17 protein-coding genes are annotated in these 18,790 nt (G+C 70.3%); 8 read left to right on the top strand and 9 right to left on the bottom strand.

All coding sequences use genetic code 11. The features are described 5' to 3' along the window. Positions 1–6 precede the first annotated feature (6 nt). Positions 7–1,260 carry a 3-oxo-tetronate kinase gene (gene otnK / locus C5E07_RS00225; RefSeq protein ID WP_219820043.1) on the top strand — a complete coding sequence of 418 codons (1,254 nt, stop codon included), beginning with the start codon at positions 7–9 and terminating at the stop codon, positions 1,258–1,260. Beyond that, positions 1,257–1,910, top strand: a complete 654-nt coding sequence (locus tag C5E07_RS00220; RefSeq protein WP_104239976.1) for a class II aldolase/adducin family protein — start codon at positions 1,257–1,259, stop codon at positions 1,908–1,910. Before otnK ends, C5E07_RS00220 begins: the two co-directional genes overlap by 4 nt. Positions 1,911–1,928: 18 nt before the next feature. Here C5E07_RS00220 and C5E07_RS00215 read toward each other — a convergent pair whose 3' ends face one another. Together C5E07_RS00215 and C5E07_RS00210 are read right to left on the bottom strand one after the other, a co-directional pair. Further along, on the bottom strand, positions 1,929–2,462 hold the full coding sequence (locus C5E07_RS00215; RefSeq protein WP_104239975.1) for a ferritin: 534 nt from the start codon (positions 2,460–2,462) through the stop codon (positions 1,929–1,931). After that, positions 2,459–3,013 (bottom strand): hypothetical protein, encoded by a 555-nt coding sequence (locus tag C5E07_RS00210; protein ID WP_104297972.1) that lies wholly within the window; start codon positions 3,011–3,013, stop codon positions 2,459–2,461. Before C5E07_RS00210 ends, C5E07_RS00215 begins: the two co-directional genes overlap by 4 nt. A 93-nt stretch (positions 3,014–3,106) precedes the next feature. Here C5E07_RS00210 and C5E07_RS00205 point away from each other — a divergent pair, with 93 nt between their 5' ends. Continuing rightward, positions 3,107–3,766, top strand: coding sequence for an XRE family transcriptional regulator (locus C5E07_RS00205; protein ID WP_104239973.1), 660 nt, complete (start codon positions 3,107–3,109; stop codon positions 3,764–3,766). A gap of 56 nt (positions 3,767–3,822) precedes the next feature. After that, entirely contained in the window at positions 3,823–4,548 is a 726-nt protein-coding gene (locus C5E07_RS00200; protein WP_104297971.1) for a GPP34 family phosphoprotein, read from the top strand. A gap of 644 nt (positions 4,549–5,192) precedes the next feature. On the opposite strand, the gene C5E07_RS00195 is transcribed toward C5E07_RS00200, so the two are convergent. From C5E07_RS00195 to C5E07_RS00185, 3 genes are all read right to left on the bottom strand, one after another. Then, positions 5,193–7,673, bottom strand: coding sequence for a YhgE/Pip domain-containing protein (locus tag C5E07_RS00195; protein WP_104297970.1), 2,481 nt, complete (start codon positions 7,671–7,673; stop codon positions 5,193–5,195). Positions 7,674–7,687: 14 nt separating this feature from the next. After that, a complete protein-coding gene (locus C5E07_RS00190) occupies positions 7,688–8,374 on the bottom strand; it encodes a TetR/AcrR family transcriptional regulator (RefSeq protein WP_104297969.1) in 687 nt (228 codons plus the stop codon). A 276-nt stretch (positions 8,375–8,650) separates the two neighbouring features. Next, the gene (locus C5E07_RS00185; RefSeq protein ID WP_219820042.1) at positions 8,651–9,895 is read right to left on the bottom strand and encodes an FAD-binding protein; all 1,245 of its coding nucleotides are present in this window, start codon (positions 9,893–9,895) and stop codon (positions 8,651–8,653) included. A 321-nt stretch (positions 9,896–10,216) separates the two neighbouring features. On the opposite strand from C5E07_RS00185, the gene C5E07_RS00180 reads away from it, so the two are divergent. Then, positions 10,217–10,759 (top strand): AAA family ATPase, encoded by a 543-nt coding sequence (locus C5E07_RS00180; protein WP_104297967.1) that lies wholly within the window; start codon positions 10,217–10,219, stop codon positions 10,757–10,759. Positions 10,760–10,868: 109 nt separating this feature from the next. Here C5E07_RS00180 and C5E07_RS00175 read toward each other — a convergent pair whose 3' ends face one another. Genes C5E07_RS00175 through C5E07_RS00160 form a run of 4 tightly spaced genes read right to left on the bottom strand, consistent with a single transcriptional unit; the run spans position 10,869 to position 15,463 of the window. Next, positions 10,869–12,239, bottom strand: a complete 1,371-nt coding sequence (locus C5E07_RS00175) for an FMN-binding glutamate synthase family protein (protein WP_219820041.1) — start codon at positions 12,237–12,239, stop codon at positions 10,869–10,871. A 21-nt stretch (positions 12,240–12,260) separates the two neighbouring features. Beyond that, positions 12,261–13,043 carry a protein glxC gene (locus C5E07_RS00170; protein ID WP_104297966.1) on the bottom strand — a complete coding sequence of 261 codons (783 nt, stop codon included), beginning with the start codon at positions 13,041–13,043 and terminating at the stop codon, positions 12,261–12,263. Then, complete coding sequence (locus C5E07_RS00165; RefSeq protein WP_104244798.1) at positions 13,031–13,939, bottom strand: glutamine amidotransferase; 909 nt, start codon at positions 13,937–13,939, stop codon at positions 13,031–13,033. The genes C5E07_RS00170 and C5E07_RS00165 overlap by 13 nt, the downstream gene beginning before the upstream one ends. Before the next feature lie 51 nt (positions 13,940–13,990). Further along, on the bottom strand, positions 13,991–15,463 hold the full coding sequence (locus C5E07_RS00160; RefSeq protein WP_258063713.1) for a type III glutamate--ammonia ligase: 1,473 nt from the start codon (positions 15,461–15,463) through the stop codon (positions 13,991–13,993). Positions 15,464–16,412: 949 nt separating this feature from the next. Between C5E07_RS00160 and C5E07_RS00155 the strand changes: the two genes are divergently transcribed. From C5E07_RS00155 to C5E07_RS00145, 3 genes are all read left to right on the top strand, one after another. Beyond that, positions 16,413–17,381, top strand: a complete 969-nt coding sequence (locus C5E07_RS00155; protein ID WP_104297965.1) for an aldo/keto reductase — start codon at positions 16,413–16,415, stop codon at positions 17,379–17,381. A 138-nt stretch (positions 17,382–17,519) separates the two neighbouring features. Further along, entirely contained in the window at positions 17,520–18,332 is an 813-nt protein-coding gene (gene fabG / locus C5E07_RS00150; protein WP_219819681.1) for a 3-oxoacyl-ACP reductase FabG, read from the top strand. Between the two features lie 97 nt (positions 18,333–18,429). Continuing rightward, a complete protein-coding gene (locus tag C5E07_RS00145; RefSeq protein WP_104244802.1) occupies positions 18,430–18,687 on the top strand; it encodes a hypothetical protein in 258 nt (85 codons plus the stop codon). Positions 18,688–18,790: the final 103 nt, after the last annotated feature.

The following is an 18,790-nucleotide window of genomic DNA, read 5'->3' as shown; positions in this document are numbered from 1 at the left end:
CCCAACTTGACGATTCTTCACGGCTGCGTGGCCGACGACTTCACCGGAGCAGTCGACCTCGCGGGAAACTTCGCGGCACGAGGGCTGAACGCAGTCGTCATCACCGAGCCCGACGCAGCGCTGCACGAGCTCCCCGGCGACACCGAGGCGGTCATCATCGCCCTCAAGACGAGAACCGCGTCGCCCGACGCAGCTGTCCGCCAGAGCGTGGATGCGTTCCGCCGGCTGACCGAGGCAGGCGCACGCCAGCTGTACTTCAAGTACTGCTCGACCTTCGACTCGACCGAGCACGGCAACATCGGCCCCGTCATCGACGCCATGCTCGCCGAGCTCGACCTCACGACGACGATCGTCGTCCCATCGTTCCCCGGCAACGGGCGCACCGTGCGCGACGGCCAGCTCTCCGTCTGGGGCGAGCTGCTCGAGCACAGCTCGATGCGCCACCACCCGCTCACGCCCATGACCGAATCCGACGTGCGCCTGCTGCTCAGCCGTCAGGCGCAGACCCCGGTCGGCTTCATCGACCTCGCGACGGTTCGCGACGGCGCGGAGGCGCTTCGCGGGGCGCTCGAGCGCGCCTCGACTCCCAGCGCCGTGGTCATCGACGCCGTCACGGACGCCGACCTCGCCACCATCGCGGCCGCCGCCGCAGGGCTGAGGCTCGTCACAGGCGGATCCGGACTCGCGCTCGGCATCCCAGTGCCCGAACGTCGCGCAGCCGAGGCGCCCCGACTCGCGGCGCTCGACGGCCACCGCGTCATCCTCTGCGGCAGCGCCTCCAAGCGGACCCAGGAGCAGGTCCAGGCAGCCAAGCAGGCGGGATTCCTCAGCCTGCAGGTCGATCCGCGCGCTGGCACCGAGCAGACCGTGTCCATCGTCAGGTGGGCGCGCGAATCCTGGGCGGAGCGCCCAGACGTGCCCGTCCTCGTCTACGCGACCGGCTCCCCCGACGACGTCGCCACCGACGACGCGTCAGCGCACGCCGAGGCCGCCGATCGCATCGAGCACACGCTCGCCGAGGCCGCAATCGCACTCATCGACGCCGGCGCCGTCGAGGTCATCTCGGCAGGCGGCGAGACCTCTGGCCGCATCGTGACCGAGCTGCGGATCAGCAGCCTCAAGCTCGGACAGCCGATCTGCCCTGGCGTGAGTTGGGCCCGAGCGACGACCGCAGCCGGCCACGTGATCAACCTGGCCCTCAAATCCGGGAACTTCGGCTCCACCGAGTTCTTCGTCGAGGCCTGGGACGAGCTCGCGTGACCCCGACCGCCACCCTCGACCAGGCCACCGAGCTCCTCGACGCCGGACGCCGGCTCTCCGACCTCGGACTCAGCCCCGGCACCTCAGGCAACATCTCCATGCGACTGGGCGAGCGGATGCTCATGAGCCCGACCGGCACGGAGCTCGGACGCCTCCAGGCCGACCAGCTCTCCGAGGTCTCCCTGGCGGACGGGGCGCACCTCGCCGGGCCCCGACCGTCGAAGGAGCATCCGCTGCACCGGGCGTTCTACGAGCGCAACCCGGACACGCACGCCGTCATCCACCTGCACTCCATGCACGCCGTCGCCGTGTCCCTGCTCGACCCGTGGACCACGAGGTCGGCGCTCCCGCCGCTCACCCCGTACTTCGTCATGCGCGTGGGGCAGACCCCGCTTGTGCCCTACGCGCACCCCGGCGATCACGACCAGGCCGACGGCATCCGCGCTCTCGACTTCGCGTTCGACGCCGTGCTCATCCAGAACCACGGGCCAGTGACGAGCGGCGCCAGCATGGACGCCGCGATCCAGGCCGCGATCGAACTCGAAGAGGTCAGCAAGATAGCCCTCATCACCCGAGGGCACCGGGTCGCCCAGCTCACCCAGACGCAGGCGCAGGAACTCGCGCTGCAGTACGGGCGGAACTGGGACTGACCCGGGCCGAGCCGGCTGCTAGAGCGCGCCGCCTGCCGCCGCAGGCGCGTCCGCGTCCTGGCCGCTGTCGCCGATGGTCTCGCGGGCGATGAAGTTCTCGATGTCGAACAGGTTGTCGCCCGCGCGCTTCGCGATCGTGACGAGCGTCGACATGGAGGCGACCTCCTCGACCTGCTCCTTGAGGAACCAGAGCATCGCCTGCTCGCCGATCGCGTCGCCGTCAGCACGCGCAGCGCGGAACAGCGCCTCGATCTGCGAGGTCACCTCCTGCTCCTGCGCGAGGGCAAGCGCGATGGGCTCGACCACATCGGCGAACTCGGTCTTCGGCGCGGCGACGCCGGGGATCGTGACGCCGAGGTCGCGGTCGAGGCGGTACTGCACGAGCATCATCGCGTGGTTCCGCTCCTCGACCGACTGCTGGTAGAAGTGCGCCGCGAGCTGCGGGAGGTCGTGGTTGTCGAACCAGACGGCGATCGCGATGTACTGCTGCGAGGCCGAGAACTCGTTGCCGATCTGGGCGGTCAGAAGGTCATTGAACGTAGATGAAGTCACGCCGCAACGCTACTCCTGGCAGGTTTCGCGTGGCGGTCAAGTTTCGTCGCGGTGCGAAACGTCCACAGCAGCAGGGCGACACCGGTCGCCGCCACGAAGGGGAGGCAGGTCAGGCCGAAGGCATCCCCGATGATCGCCCCCGTGCTCCCCCAGTACCTGGTCTGGTCCGCATCCACGCCGATCCCCGCGACGATGCTGTCCACGATGACGGCGACGCTCAGCGCTGCGCAGGCGGATGCAGCCAGGACGGCGACCGAGGCAAGCCACAGCAGCGACGCTCGCAGGCTCATCGCGATGGCCCTCGTCACATCGAGCGCCAGCCACACGCCCAGCACCACCGCTGCCGCGATGCTCGCGTACGCGATCGGGATGAGCGTGCCGGCGAGGCGCGCACCCTCCGCGGAGTCGCGATCAACGTCGGATCCGGCAGCCGCGTTCGGGAACACCAGCAGCATGTACGCCAGGTACCCGGCGATGATGACGAGCAGCACCGCCCTGATCACGGCGCGCGCGACCCAGCCACGGTCAGCACCAGCGCTCGTCTCGCTCATGACCGCAACGCTAGAGCCAGGCGCGCCCAACACCAAACGACGCGGGCGGGCCGGTCGGCGAAAGCTAGGCTTGAACGGAACCCCGGAGGCTGCATGAGCGACGCACACGACCACGACGAGATCGGCGTGGGCTCCGTGCACCGCGAGGTCGACCCGGCCACGGTCGGACCGCAGCCGGGCGACCTCGAGCGTGCCATCGCCATCCAGGTGCGCGCGTACCGCCTCGCGACCGGGATGTCGGTCGCCGAGATGGCCGACAAGGTCGGCATCTCCAAGGCCATGCTCTCGAAGATCGAGAACGCCCTCACCTCCTGCAGCCTCACCACCCTCGGCCGCCTCGCGCACGGCCTCGACGTGCCCGTCACCGCCCTCTTCCGCGGCGTCGACTCCGACAGGGAGGCCGTCTACGTGCCGGCAGGCCACGGGGCGCAGATCGTGCGCCGCGGCTCCCGATCCGGCCACCTCTACGAGCTCCTCGGCGCCCTGCGCGGCCAGCACAAGCGCATGGAGGCGGTGCTCGTGACGCTGACCGAGGCAAGCGAGGTGTTCCCCCTCTTCCAGCATCCGGGCACCGAGCTGCTCTACATGCTCGAGGGCCGCATGGCCTACGGGCACGGGGATGCGCGCTACGAGATGGGCCCCGGCGACACCCTGCAGTTCGACGGCGAGGGCCCGCATGGCCCGGAGGAGCTCATCGAGCTCCCGGCGCGTTTCCTCTCCGTCACGGCGTACGGAGACCGCGCGGAGGGCTGAGCCTCGGCTGGTACCTTGGCCGGCACGACGACTCGCGCACCTGCCAGGGGGGAACCATGGAACAGCCCGACCACATCCCGACCACCGGCCCCGACGAAGCGCAGCCGCTGCTCGCCGAAGATCTGCTGCTCCTGCTCTTCAATCCAGACGACGGAACGATCGGCGGCGAAGGCACCCTCTTCTACGTGCTCGCCGGTGCCGTGCTCACCGAGCTGGCCCTGGACGACCAGGTCGCGATCGAGAAGGCCGGCCTGCGCGGGACCCTGGTGCTCTCCGTGGGTGACACGGCGCCGGACGACGAGATCCTCCGGGCCGCGTGGGAGTACTCCGACGGGAAGCGGCGCGAGGTGCAGGGCATGCTCGCGTCCATCGGCCCCAAGCTGCGCGGCCAGCTGCTGGAGAGCCTGATCTTCCGTGGCGACCTGCACCGCGAGCAGGGCAAGACGTTCGGCTTCATCCCCAAGACCACCATCAGCCTGGGCGACACGGGCCGACGAGCCGCACTCATGAGCCGAGTCCAAGCCGTGCTCATCGACGGCGCCGAGCCCGACGCCCGCACCGCCGCCCTCGCGGCGCTGCTCTCCGCGAGCGGCTCGCTGCCCACCCTGCACCGAGAGCTCCCGTGGGAGACGGAAGTGATCAACCGAGCGAAGGCACTCGAGGCCGGCGACTGGGGAGCTGCCGCCGCGAGCTCGGCGGTCTCGCGCACCATGAACGCGATCACCATCAACGCCGCCGTCGCCGCGAGCGTCGCCGCCAACGCGAACGCCGCGAACAGCTAGCCCTGCGCTGCCCCGGGCCGCGCGAACCCCGCGAGCAGTCTCCGGGTGGGTTCTACGCTTCGGGATGGCTTGCACCCCATCCCGAAGCGTCAAAGCCATCCCGAACATGGTAAGAGAGCGCACGAGACGCGCGCCCGCCCGCCGGAACCCACGCGGACCCGACAGAACCCCGCGGCCCCGACCGAACCCGGCGAACCCCGCGGCCACCGCGCGCAGTCTCCGGATGGGTTCCACGCCTCCGGATGGCTTGCACCCCATCCCGAAGCGTCAAAGCCATCCCGAACACGGTAGGAGAGCGCACGAGACGCGCGCCCGCCCGCCGGAACCCACGCGGACCCGACCGAGCCCTGCGGCCACCGCGCGCAGTCTCCGGGTGGGTTCCACGCCTCGGGATGGCTTGTACCCCATCCCGAAGCGTCAAAGCCATCCCGAACACGGCAGGAGAGCGCACGCAACGCGAGCCCGACCGAACCCCGCGGCCCCGACCGAGCCCCGCGGGCCCCGCTGGTCCGACCGGCCCCACGAACCCCGCGAGCAGTCTCCGGGTGGGTTCCACGCCTCGGGATGGCTTGTACCCCATCCCGAAGCGTCAAAGCCATCCCGAACACGGCAGGAGCGCGGACGAGACGCTCGCCCGCCGACGACTACCGAACCGCAACCGGCTCCGAAACCGCCGCCGACGGAGCCGCCGCTGGCTTGAGCCGCTCCCGGCGCCGCTTGAGCGCGATCGACAGGGTGGTGAGCGCGAGGGCGGCGACGAGCCAGACGGTGAGCATCCCGTATGCCTCGCCGATGCCGATCGACCCGCCGGCCACGAGTGAGCGGAACGCCGTGACGGCGTAGTTCAGCGGCAGCCAGGAGTGGATCAGCTGGAAGAACGCGGGCGCCGTCTCGACCGGGTAGGTGCCGCCGGCCGAAGAGAGCTGGAGCACGATCATGACGAGCGCGAGGAATCGACCGGGAGGGCCGAGCAGCGCGTTGAAGGCCTGGTTGACGGCGACGAACGTGACGCTCGTGAGCAGCGCGAGCGCGACGAGCCCGAGCATGTTCGCCGGCTCGAGGCCGAGACCGAACCGCACGATCGTGAGCATGAGGAGGCTCTGGGCCGCGCCGAGCATCGCACCGGGTGCGAAGCTGCGCAGTGCCACGACGATCGCTGGCTGGCGGCCGAGCACGAGCCGCTCCCGCAGCGGCGGGAACATCAGGTAGAAGGCGAGCGCGCCGACCCAGAGGCCGAGCGTCATGAAGTACGGCGCGAGACCGTAGCCGTATGCCGGCACCTCGTTGAGGCGGGTCTTCGTGATCTCCACGGGCGTCGACGTGACGCCGGCGAGGTGGTCGGCCTGCGCATCCGTGTAGCTGGGGATGTCGGAGACCCCGTCGTCGAGGCCGTCGGCGAGGGTCTTGCTGCCGTCCGCGAGCTGCGTGATGCCGTCGTTCAGCTCGGTGCCGCCCGACTCCGCGTCGGCCGTCCCGTCGGCGAGCGTCGTCGCGCCCTGCTCGAGCTGCGTCGCGCCGGAGGCAAGCTGCGGCGTCGACTGCGCGAGGGTGGATGCACCAGCCGAGAGCGTCTGCGTGCCCGTCGAAAGCGTGGATGCGCCATCGGCGAGGGACTGCGTGCCCGTCGCCAACGTGGCTGCGCCGTCGGCGAGCGACTGCGTACCTGTCGCGAGCGTCGACGCGCCGGTTGAGAGCTGCGAAGCGCCAGCCGCGAGTTCTGCGGACTTCGTCGAAGCCGTCGAGATAGCCGCGACGAGCTCGTCGGCCTTGCCGCTGAGCGGCGCGACGGATTCGGAGAGCTGGGTTGCACCGGCCGCGAGGTCTGCCGACTTCGACTGGAGGAAGCTGAGCCCCGTACCGGCCGCCGCGTCGCCGACCAGGCCCGTCATGCCGGCGCTGAGCCCCGCGGCTTGCGTGTCGGCGGCTTGTGCGGATTCGGAGAGCTGCGTGATCTGCTCCTTGCGCTGCTCGTCCGAGAGCGTGTCCCAGCTCGAGAGCAGCGAGTCGACGTCGCCCGAGAGCTCGCTGGTGCTCGACGCCAGCTGCGACGCCCCGCCGTTGAGTGTCTCGGCTCCGGTCAAGGCGGTGTCCGCTCCACCGGCAAGAGCTGTCGCCCCTGTGTCGAGCGCCGTGGCACCGGATGTGAGGGCGGTGACCTTCCCTGGCAGGTCGGTGGCGGCCGTGGACAGCTCCGCGAGTCCATCGCTGAGGAGCTGCGCGCCGGAGCTCGCCGTGCCCAGCCCCGTGCTGAGTTCCTGCGCGCCGCCGTTCGCGCTGGCCGCGCCCGCGCTGAGCTGCTGCGCGCCCGTGTTCGCGTCAGCGGCGCCGGAGCTGAGCTGCTGGGCACCCGAGTTGGCGGTGACGAGGCCGGTGTTGAGCTGCTGCACCCCCGCATCCACCTGGGTCGCCCCATCGGCGAGGGTCGCGCTGCCGTCGGCGAGCGCGAGGCCGCCTTCCCGCAGCTGCCCGAGACCCACAACCAGCTCGCCGGACCCCGTGCGCGCCTGCTCGGCGCCGTCGTTGAGCTCGGTCGCGCCGTCGGCAGCCTCCGAGACGTTCTCGTGGATGTCGGTGAAGCCCACGTAGACGTTGCGGAGGTACTCGTCGGAGACCTCGGCGGCGAGCTCGTCGGCGACCGTGGTGCCGACCGTCGACGCGATGTTGCCGACGATGATGTTCGCGCCGTCGTTGGTGGTGATGGAGAGGCGGGCGATCGCCGCATCCAGCGGGTCGTCGCCGCCCGCCGAGACAGCTGCCGCCGAGAAGCCCGCCGGAATGTCGAGCACGGCGAGCACCTGGCCGGACTCGAGCGCGCTCTGCGCCTCATCCGCCGACATCTCGTGCCAGCTGAAGTTGTTCGACTCGGTGCTGTCGACGAGCTTCTCGGTGAGCGTCGCGCCGAGGTCGACGGGCTCGGCGGGCTCGCCGTCGGTCGTCGTTGCGGGCGTCGCGGCCTGGTCGCTGTTCACGATCGCGGCGTTGATGTGGTCGAGGCGGTGCGTCGGGTCCTCGTTCGACCAGATCAGCGAGCCCGCGTAGATGAGGGGGATGAGCATGATGCCGACGATGACGACGAGCGTCCGCCGGTGCGTGCGCACGAAGTCGGGGAGGGAGAAGGAACGCATGGGCGTGGGGAGTCCTATGAGCGAGCGTGCTCGACGCGGAGGGCGTCAAGCTCGGCGACAGTCGCGCCGGAGGATGCGAGAAGCAGGGAGGAGAGGCGTTCGACGAGCTCGTCGATGGATGCGCGTGCATCCGCTGCCGTGCCGGCTGCCGTGGCCGCCTCGGCCGGGGCATCGGCCGGGGTCGCGACCTCAGCGGCGGCGAAGAGCCACCTCGTGACGTGCCACATCGCGCCGGCCGCGAGGAACTCGGCGCGATCCTGCGGGGTGTCGGGACCGCGGCGGCGGCGGATGACGGGGCCGAGCGGCGACGACTCGAGCAGGCGCGTCGCGAGGTAGGCGATGATGTCGCCCGTCAGGAGGCCGAAGCTGCTCTCGAGCGCCGCCCGGTAGAAGGGCGCGTCGGCGGCGAGCTCGCCGAGCAGGGCGCGCAGCGTGCCCCGCACGAAGGTCGGCCACGACGGGTCGTCGCCGACGCTCGGGATGCGGTCGAACGCCGACTGCAGACGCCGCAGCGCAGCCTCGCGGATGAGGGCGGCGGTGTCGTCGAAGTGCTTGTAGAAGGTGGGGCGGCTCACTCCTGCGCGACCGACGATGTCGGTGATGCTGAGCTGCGCCGCATCCGTCCCCTCATCCAGCAGTTCGACGACGGCTGCGACGAGCGCCGCCCGCGAACGGACGAACCTCGCATCTTCCTGGGTCACGGCACTCCTCGATCAGATCTAATTTACAAATGTAAATTAGCACGATCGAGTGAGAACGCAAGGGCCAGACCGGAGATGGCCAGGGTAAGGCCAGGCCAGAGCGGACCGGGGTCGAACCAGGGACGGACGCCAGATGCCCGCAAGCCCTGACCAACATCAGTGCAGAAACCTGCAGATTCGGGCGCGGGGCCGCGAAACGAAGCCGAATTGCACTGAAGTTGGTCAGGCGTCGCGGCGAGCGGCCCCCGGCGCACCGCCAGCGCGCGGGCCGCCGCGCTACCGCAGCACGCGCCGCGTGAAGTCGTTCGCGAAGACGCCGCTGGGGTCGTAGCGTTCGACGAGCTTCCGGAAGTCGGCGAAGCGCGGGTACAGTTCCGAGGCCTTCACGCGCTCGTCGAACACCTTGCCCCAGTGGGGGCGCCCGCCGAGCGGCGCGAAGATCTCGTCGAGCAGGGGCAGCAGCTCGGCGACCTCCGGGTCCTGCTTCCACGTGAAGTGCAGGCCGACGGCGTCGTTGCCGTGCATGGGGCTCAGCCACAGCGAGTCGCGCGCGACCGTCCGCACCTCGTTGACCAGCAGGTGGGGGCGGATGCGGTCGGCGATGCCCGCGAGCGCGAGCAGCGCATCCTGCGCCCGAAGCCGTGGGATGAGGTACTCGCTCTGCAGCTCGGCGCCGTTGGAGGGCTGGAACTCGAGCTTGAAGTGCGGCAGGCGCTCGTACCAGGGGCCGGCGACGCCGAACTGCTCGCTGCAGGCCACGGCGGAGACGCCGCGGATGGGGTGCATCGCCTCGGTGGCAGGTGTTGCGCCGAAGAAGTCGCCAGGTGCCACCTCGCTCGCGAGCTGCTTCACCCACACCTGGTCGATGAGCTCGGGCTCCGCCCACGTCGTGAAGGCGCTCACGCTGTACCCGGCGCCCGTGATCTCGTCGAAGTTCTCGAGCAGCGCCGCGAACGGCAGGTTCTCGAAGACGCGCTGCCGCACCTCGAAGTGGGGCACGACGTCGAGGCGGATGCGCGTGACGACGCCGAGAGCGCCAAGCGACACGACGGCCCCGTCGAACCCCTCGTCTCCCCGCTCGAGCACGACGACATCCCCATCGCCGGCGACGAACTCGATGGCGGCGACGGCTGCCGCGAGGCTCCGGTTGGTGTTGCCGGAGCCGTGCGTTCCCGTGGCGACCGCGCCGGCGATGGAGATGTGCGGGAGGGAGGCGAGGTTCGCGAGCGCCAGGCCGTGTTCGGCGAGGTCGATCGCGAGCTCGCCGTAGCGGGTGCCCGCTCCGATGGACACCCACCGCCGGTCCTCGTCGATGCGGAGCGGGCTGCGCAGGCCCCGCGTCGAGACCTGCACGCCGCCCGTGTCCGCTATGCGGTTGAACGAGTGCCCACTGCCGAGCGCGCGCACCGAGTGCCCGCCGGCCACCGCAGCCCGCACCACCTCGCTGACCTCGGCCGTGCTCGTGGGGGTGGCGATCTGCTCCGCCTCGAAGGTGATGTTCCCGGCCCAGTTGGAGGTCACTGCGGTCCTGCTTTCTGCGACGTTGCGAAGTGGATGCACCCGGCGGAGCCAGGCCAGAGAGTCAGGCCCGAAGCTCCACCGCCGACCACCATACGGGGGCAAGGCGGGTTGATCAGTCGCTGGCAGACTTCCGCGACGAAACCCGCACGTCCGACTCGGGCAACACGCTGGCCCGCCTGACCAACATGAGTGCGATTTCGTGCCGAATCGCCGCCGGACACCGGCAACGCGCTGTCTTCGCACTGATGTTGGCCAGCCGAGCGCGAGCTCGCGGACCCGCCCCCTGGCGGTGAAGCCGCGCACCACCTAGGCTCGCCTGCCATGCGGATCGTCGTGTCGGGAACCCACGCAAGCGGCAAGAGCACGCTCATCGGCGACTTCGTGGCCTCGCATCCGCAATACCGTGTCCTCCCCGACCCGTTCGAGGAGCTCCTCGACGACCGCTTCGATGACCTCGACGCGGCCCTCTTCAGCCGCCAGCTCGACGTCGCCGCCCACCGGCTTGCCGAGCTGCCGGAAGGCTCGGACGTCATCGCGGAGCGCGGGCCGGTCGATTTCCTTGCCTACCTGCACGCGCTCGAGGCGCTCGGCAGGCCCGGGCGCTCGCGCGCGGCGATCCGGCGCGGTGCAGCGCTCACCCGGCACGCGGCCGAGTGGGTGGATCTCCTGGTGCTGCTCCCCCTCGCCTACCGCGACCAGATCTCGGTGAGCGATGACGAGGACCTCGAACTCCGGGATGCCATGAACGACGCGCTCCTGGACCTCGCCGCCGAGCCGGAGCTCAGCGGCCCACGCGTCGTGGAGCTCACGGGCGACCGAGCCGAGCGCCTCGCGGGGCTCGAGGCGGCCGGCCTGGAGCGCTGACCAGCCTCCGTGACAAGACCCCCAGCTCCGGGGCTTCAAAGCCGGGAGGTGGGGGTCTCGTCACGGATGTCGGTCAGACGGCGTCGGTGGCCGCAGACCGGCCGTCGCCCTAGTACTGCCTGCCGGGGATCCAGCTCGTGCCGGCGAGCGGCACGTTCGCCATCGCGGCCGACTCGACGGTCAGCGCGACGAGGTCCTCCGGCTCGAGGTTGCGGATGTGCGACTTGCCGCACGCGCGGGCGATGGTCTGCGCCTCCATGGTGAGCACGCGCAGGTAGTTCGCGAGGCGACGCCCTCCCTCGACGGGGTTGAGGCGGGAGGCGAGCTCCGGGTCCTGCGTCGAGATGCCGGCCGGGTCGCGCCCGTCCTGGAAGTCGTCGTAGAAGCCGGCGGCCGAGCCGATGTCGGCGTACTCCTGCTGGTAGCGGGGGTCGTTGTCGCCGAGCGCGATGAGCGCGGCCGTGCCGATCGCGACGGCGTCGGCGCCGAGCGCCATGGCCTTCGCGACGTCGGCTCCCGTGCGGATGCCGCCGGACACGATGAGCTGCACCTTGCGGTGCATGCCGAGCTCCTGGAGCGCCGCGACGGCCTGCGGGATCGCGGCGAGCGTCGGGATGCCGACGTTCTCGATGAACACCTGCTGCGTCGCAGCCGTGCCTCCCTGCATGCCGTCGAGCACCACCACGTCGGCACCGGCCTTCACGGCGAGCGCCGTGTCGTAGTAGGGGCGGGATGCCCCGATCTTCACGTAGATCGGCCTCTCCCAGCCGGTGATCTCGCGAAGCTCGGCGATCTTGATGGTCAGGTCGTCCGGGCCCGTCCAGTCGGGGTGGCGGCTCGCGGATCGCTGGTCGATGCCGATCGGCAGGGTCCGCATCCCGGCGACGCGCTCGGTGATCTTCTGCCCGAGCAACATGCCGCCGCCGCCAGGCTTCGCGCCCTGGCCGAGGACGATCTCGATCGCATCCGCCTTGCGCAGATCGTCGGGGTTCATGCCGTACCGGGAGGGCAGGTACTGGTAGACGAGGTGCTTCGACTGTCCACGCTCCTCCGGCGTCATGCCGCCGTCGCCCGTCGTCGTCGAGGTGCCGACTTCGGAGGCGCCGCGCCCGAGGGCCTCCTTGGCGTTCGCGGAGAGAGCGCCGAAGCTCATCCCGGCGATCGTGACCGGAATGTCGAGGTGCAGGGGCTTCGAGGCGAAGCGATCGCCGAGCACGACGTCGGTGCCGCAGCGCTCGCGGTACCCCTCGAGCGGGTAGCGCGACATGGATGCGCCGAGGAACAGCAGGTCGTCGAAGTGCGGCAGCTGCCGCTTCGCGCCCCACCCGCGGATGTCGTAGATGCCCGTGCGGGCGGCGCGCTGGATGTCGGAGATCGTCGCGCGGTCGAACGTCGCGGACTCGCGGAGGCCGAGCTCGGCGAGGCGAGCGGGTGACTGCGGTGCGCCGACGGTGGACGTGGGCTGGTCGATGAGAGTCATGAGTGGCGCTTCCTGCTCGGCCTAGTAGGCGTTGTCGACGTTGAAGTGGTAGAGCTTGCGGGCCGAGCCGTAGCGCTTGAACGCGGCCGGGTCGTCGTCGCGGCCGGCTGCGATGAGCAGCTCGGCGAGCTCGGCGAGGTGCTCCTCGCGCATGGGCTTCTCGATGCAGTCGGCGCCGAGCGATTCGACGGCACCCTGCACGTAGATGCGGGTCTCGTAGATGGAGTCGCCGAGCGCCTCCCCGGCGTCGCCGCACACGACGAGGCGTCCGGCCTGCGCCATGAACGCCGACATGTGCCCGATGCTGCCACCCACGACGATGTCGACGCCCTTCATGGAGATGCCGCAGCGGGCTCCGGCGTTGCCGTCGATGACGACGAGGCCGCCGTGGCCGGTCGCGGCGGCGGACTGGGAGGCGTCGCCCGTGACGTGCACGCTGCCGCTCATGATGTTCTCGGCGAGCCCGACTCCGGCGTTGCCGTTGATGGTGACGGCGCCCCGTTGGTGCATTCCGGCGGCGTAGTAGCCGACGTGCCCGTCGATCGTGACGTCGATGGCCGAGCTGATGCCGACGGCCACGTTGTGCTTGCCGGCGGGGTGCTGGATGCTCCACCTGGTTCCGTCTTCCGCGGCCTGGACGGCTGCGTTCACGACTCGCACATCCTGGCCGGCGAGGTCGATCGTGGTGGGGCTGGCCTCAGCAGTCGCGGACGAGGAGGGGGCTGCCGCGGGAGCAGCGGCGCGAGGAGCTGGGGCTGCGGGTGCTGGGGCTGCCGCGTACTGGGTGCTGTCTAGAGTGACCACGTGTAGACCTTTCCGGGGACTGGTTCGAAGATGTCGGCGGACTCGATGCCGGGGAGCTGCGCGAGGGCGCGGTACTCGGAGGCCATGGCCACGTAGTCGTCGGTGACGGCCACGATGGCGGGCTTGCAGGCGATGGGGTCGCGCACGATGGCCATGCTGTCGGCGGTCGTGACGACAAGCGTGTAGAAGCCGTCGAAGACATCGCCGAGGTTGATGAGCGCCTCCTCGAGGGTGTCGCCCTGCTCGAGGCGGGAGGCGATGTAGCGCGCGCCGACCTCGGTGTCGTTCTCGGAGTCGAACTGCACGCCCGTGCGCTTCAGCTCGCGACGGATGGAGGCGTGGTTCGAGAAGGATCCGTTGTGCACGAGGCAGAGGTCGTCGGCGACGGCGAAGGGGTGCGTGCCGCCCGCGGTCACGGCCGATTCGGTGGCCATGCGGGTGTGCGAGACGCCCTGGCTCCCCGACATGGACTCGAGGCCGTGGTTGGAGGCGACGTCCATGGGATTGCCGACGCTCTTCATGACGGCGAGGTGGCCGCCGCGGCCGATGATCGTGGCGGTGGGGAGGGCCGCGCTGACCGCATCCGCGAGGATGCTCGTCGACAGCTCGCCGCTCACGAGCGTCGTGTCGCCCACGACGGACACCTTCGGCGCCGCCCCGGCTGGGAGGGTGCGCTCGAGTTCGGCGGTGAGCTCCTCCACGGTGAGCAGCTGCGTGCCGCCGAGGAGGCTGAGCGTCGACGCGGCGCTGCCCGTGAGGTCGGGGTTGTCGTACACGGCGAGGCCCGCGGAGTCGGGTCCGCGGTCGACCATCTCGCAGAGCATGGTCTGGAGCAGGTCGCCCATCTGCGGCCTGAGCTGGGGGTTGCGCAACTGCAGCGCGGCGATTCCACACACGGGCGTGGTCCTTTCGGGGGGGGTCTTGTCTGGTCTCTGGATGCGGGTGGGTCAGAAGGCGGTGAGGTAGGTGTCGAGCTCCCAGTCGCTGACCTGCGCGTGCCAGGTGAGGAACTCGGTCTCCTTCGCGTCGGCGAAGTAGCGGCCGGTGGCCTCGTCGCCGCTGAGGCTGGCGAGGATCACGGGATCGCGGCGCAGCGCCTCGACGGCGTGGAGGAGCGTCGCGGGCAGCACGGCCGCGCCTTCGGGCGCCTGGCCTGGGCCGGAGGGGTTGCCTGGGTCGATGCTGTTGTCGATGCCATCGAGGCCGGCCATGATCGAGGTCGCGACCGCCAGGTAGGGGTTCGCTGCACCGTCCCCCGAGCGGAGCTCGACGCGCTTGTTGTCCGGGACCCGCACCATGTGCGTGCGGTCGTTGCCGCCGTACGACGCCTTCCGCGGCGACCAGGTCGCGCCCGAGCTGGACGTGGCCGTGCCGATCCGCTTGTACGAGTTCACCGAGGGAGCGAGGAACGCCTGCAGGGCGGGCGCGTGCTCGAGGAGCCCCGCCACGAAGCCGTACGCGACGGGCGAGAGGCCGAGGCCCCGCGTATCCGGTGCCGACTCGCTCGCGGCGTCATCGCTGGATGCGGCGGCGGCGGATGCGGCGGCGCCGCTCGCGCTCGGGCCCGCCGGGAAGAGCGGCTCGTCCTGCTCGCTCCACAGCGACAGGTGGAGGTGCAGGCCCGTGCCCGTGCGGTTCGTGAAGGGCTTCGGCATGAACGTCGCCGTCATGCCGCGCTCTTCGGCGAGCACGTTCAGGATGTAGCGGAGCGTGATGACGCGGTCGGCGGTCGTGAGCGCGTCGGCGTAGTCGAAGTTCTGCTCAAACTGGCCGGCGCCGTCTTCGTGGTCGTTGGCGTAGTTGCCCCAGCCGAGCGAGTTGATGGCGGTCGAGACGGAGGCGAGGTGGTCGTACATGCGAGTCACGCCGCGGGCGTCGTAGCAGGGGCGAGGGCCGTTGTCGCGCTTGTCGGCGGGGGCGAGGGTGCCGTCTTCGGCGCGGTCGACGAGGAAGTACTCGACCTCGGCGCCGACCTTGGCGGTCATGCCGCGCGTGGCGAGCTCGGCGATGGCGCGCTTCAGGATGTTGCGGGGCGCGTACGGCCACGGCTCCCCGCTGACGTGCGGGTCGCAGTGCACGAGCGCGAGGCCCTCGCGGACGAACGGCAGAGGGGTGAACGAGTCGAGGTCGGGGATCGCGATGAGGTCGGGGTCGTGCTGCTCCTGGCCGATGAGGCCGGCGGCGAAGCCCGCGAAGCCGAGGGCGCCCGCCTCGAGCTCGTCGGCGGCCGAGGTCGGCACGAGCTTCGCGCACGGCTTGCCGTTGAGGTCGACGAACGTGGCGAGGATGAACTGCACGCCGTGCGCCTGGGCGAGGTCGCGGAGCGTGATGCGGTCGCCTGCCGCGAGCTCTCCTTCGACCAGCTTGGGGGCTAGTTGTGTCATGGTCGTCTCCCGCATGGTGTTGATGTTACCTGACATGAAACCTTGTTCGCCAATAGTAGACAGACGGATGTTTCCGCGGCGTTCGCCCCTGTAAACACTGGGTTACGGGAACCGGGGTAAGGGCCGCCCATCCGCGTCCGCATCCGCATCCGCATCCGCATCCGCATCCACAGACGTCGCTCATCCGCAGACCCCGCGCATCCGCACCCCAGCGCACCAACAGACGTGCACAACCCCCATGTATGGCGAAGCCGCATCCGCAGACCTCGCACTTGCACACCCCTACGCACCGACAGGCATGCACAACCCCCACGTCTAGCGAAGCCCCACCCGCAGACCTCGCACTTGCGCACCCCAGCGCACCAAAAGGCGTGAACAAACCCCAGGTCTCGCGAAGCCACATCCGCAGACCTCGCGCATCCGCACCCCAGCGCACCAACAGACATGCACAACCCCCACGTCTGGCGGAGACCCACCCGCAGACCCCGCACATCCGCACCCCTCCGCACCGCCAGACGTGCGCAACCCCCAGGTCTCGCAAAGCCCCACCCGCAGACCCCGCACATCCGCAGACCTCGCGCATGCGCACCCCAACGCACCGCCAGGCGTGCGCAAGCCCCAGGTCTCGCAAAGCCACGTCCACAGACCTCGCGCATCCGCACCCCTCCGCACCAACAAGCGTGCACAACCCCCAGGCCTGGCGGAGCCGCGTCCGCAGACCTCGCGCATGCGCAGACCCCGCACTTGCGCACCCCAGCGCACCAACAGACGTGCACAACCCCCAGGCCTCGCGAAGCCCCACCCGCAGACCTCGCGCCTGCGCACCTCAGCTGGCGCATCCTGGTGCCCTAGCCCCAGGTCTGCAGCCGGACTGGTGCGGGCTGGGCTGGGCAGGGCTGACGGCGGACGCGGCGCAGAGCGGACGCGGCGCAGGGGGCACTGCCAGGGCCTCCCTGGTGTCGGTGGTGCGACATACGCTCCTGGCATGGAGTACACGAACCTCGGCCGCACCGGCCTCCGCGTCAGCCGCCTCGCACTCGGCTGCATGAGCTTCGGCGACCCGGAGCGCGGCTTGCACAGCTGGACCCTCGACGACGACGCGGCAGCACCGCTGCTCCGCCAGGCGGTCGAGCTCGGCGTCACCTTCTGGGACACGGCGAACGTGTACCAGCAGGGCACGAGCGAGGAGATCATCGGGCGCGCGATGCGTCGCTTCAGCCGCCGGGAGGAGATCGTGCTCGCGACGAAGCTCTCCGGCAAGATGCACGACGGCCCCGGCGGCTCCGGCCTGTCCCGAACGGCGATCCTCGAACAGGCGAACGCGTCCCTCGAGCGACTCGGCACCGACCACATCGATGTGCTCTACATCCACCGCTTCGACGACAGCACCCCCGTCGAGGAGACCATGCAGGCGCTCGACGACCTCGTGCGTGCCGGCAAGGTGCGCTATCTCGGCGCATCGTCGATGTACGCGTGGCAGTTCGCGAAGCTGCAGCAGGCCGCCGCGGTAGGCGGATGGACCCCGTTCGTCGCCATGCAGGACCAGTACAACCTGCTGAAGCGCGAGGAGGAGCGGGAGATGATCCCCATGTGCGCCGACATGGGCGTCGGCCTCGTCCCGTACTCGCCGAACGGCAAGGGGCGCCTGACCCGGCCGCGCGGCGAATCGACGGCACGCGCCGAGCTCGACTCGGTCGCGAAGGCGTTCGATGCCGATGCCGACGGCCCCATCATCGACGTCGTCGAGCAGATCGCGGCCGAGCGCGAGGTCCCGATGGCACGAGTCGCACTGGCGTGGGTGCTGCGCAACCCGACGGTCGCAGCACCCATCGTCGGGGCGACCAAGGCGAAGCACCTCGATGACGCCGTCGCGGCCCTCGAGCTGACGCTCACCGAGGACGAGGTCGCGCGACTCGAGGCGCCGTACGTGACCCAGCCTCCATTCTGGTGGTGACCCGACGCCCCTGGCGGTGATCGAGCGGCGGGCGTAAACACTGCGTTAAGAGCGGTCGCAGGCAGGTTTCCGGAGGGGCATCGCGCCCTTCCGGGGCGATGGAATGGGCGCATCCACCCCATTCGCGAAAGGCGCACCATGCCAGCTGCTCCCCTGTTCGACCTCTCCGACACTCGCGTCGTCGTCACCGGCGGCACGAAGGGCATCGGCTTCGGCATCGCCAGCGTGTTCGCGCAGGCGGGCGCACGGGTCGCCGTCGCTGGTCGCTCGCAGGCGGGGGTGGATACGGCCGTCGCCGCGCTCTCGCTCGTCGCCGACGCGGACGCGAACGCGGACACTCGAGCTCAGATCTCGGGGTTCACGGTCGACGTCACCGACCCCGAGTCGTGCCGCGCGCTTGCGGCGTCGACCGCGGCGGCGTTCGGCGGCATCGACGTGCTCTGCGCCAACGCGGGGATCTTCCCGCAGGCCGACCTCGCGACGATGACGCCGGCACAGCTCGACGAAGTGCTCGACACGAACGTGAAGGGCACCATCTACGCCGTGCAGGCCTGCCTGCCCGCCCTACAGGAATCAGGCCGCGGCCGGGTCGTGCTGACCTCATCCATCACGGGCCCGACGACCGGCTACCCGGGCTGGTCGCACTACGGGGCCTCCAAGGCCGCGCAGCTGGGCTTCATGCGCACGGCCGCGATCGAGCTCGCGAAGCACGCCATCACCGTGAACGCAGTCCTGCCCGGCAATGTCGAATCCGCTGGACTCGACGAGATGGGCGAAGACTACCTCGCGTCGATGACCTCCGCCGTCCCGCTGCGGAGACTGGGCCGAGCCGAGGAGATCGGCTACGCCGCGGCGTTTCTCGCGAGCCGCGAGGCGGGGTACATCACGGGTCAGACGATCGTCGTCGACGGCGGCCAGACGCTCCCCGAGTCTCCGGATGCACTGGGCTGACCCGAGCAGCACCGCGTCCAGCGAACCCTGTGGCGACTCTCAGGATTAGCTAGCTAACCTAACTATCCGATCATCCACTCTTGAACCGAGGAACCCCATGAGCCTGCTCGAGATCCCCCGCGAGTCCACGACCCGAGCGGTCGTCGATTCCGCTCCTCGACAGCTCCGCTGGCTCTCCCCCGCGAACGGACTCTGGGTCGCGATGCGGGAGACGGCCTCCGGCGACGACTTCGCCGGGTTCGTGGAGCTCGTGCACGGAGAGTTTCGCGCACACGACGGGCAGGGCACCTTCCTCGGCGCCTTCGCGACCCGCGAGGCCGGGCGAGACGCCATCGAGGGCGCAGTCCGCAGCTGAACAGGCGCACCGGGCGGCCGGAGGCCGGAACCGACCAGCTGGTAAAGTTGGGTCCACCAGACACCAACGACCAGCGACGCTTCCGTCGCCGGCCGTCACGCGC

It is taken from the genome of Pseudoclavibacter sp. RFBJ3, from assembly GCF_002931375.1.
Lineage (GTDB): Bacteria > Actinomycetota > Actinomycetes > Actinomycetales > Microbacteriaceae > Pseudoclavibacter.
Note: the sequence above shows the minus strand (reverse complement) of the source record. Positions and strands in the feature narration are given on the sequence as shown.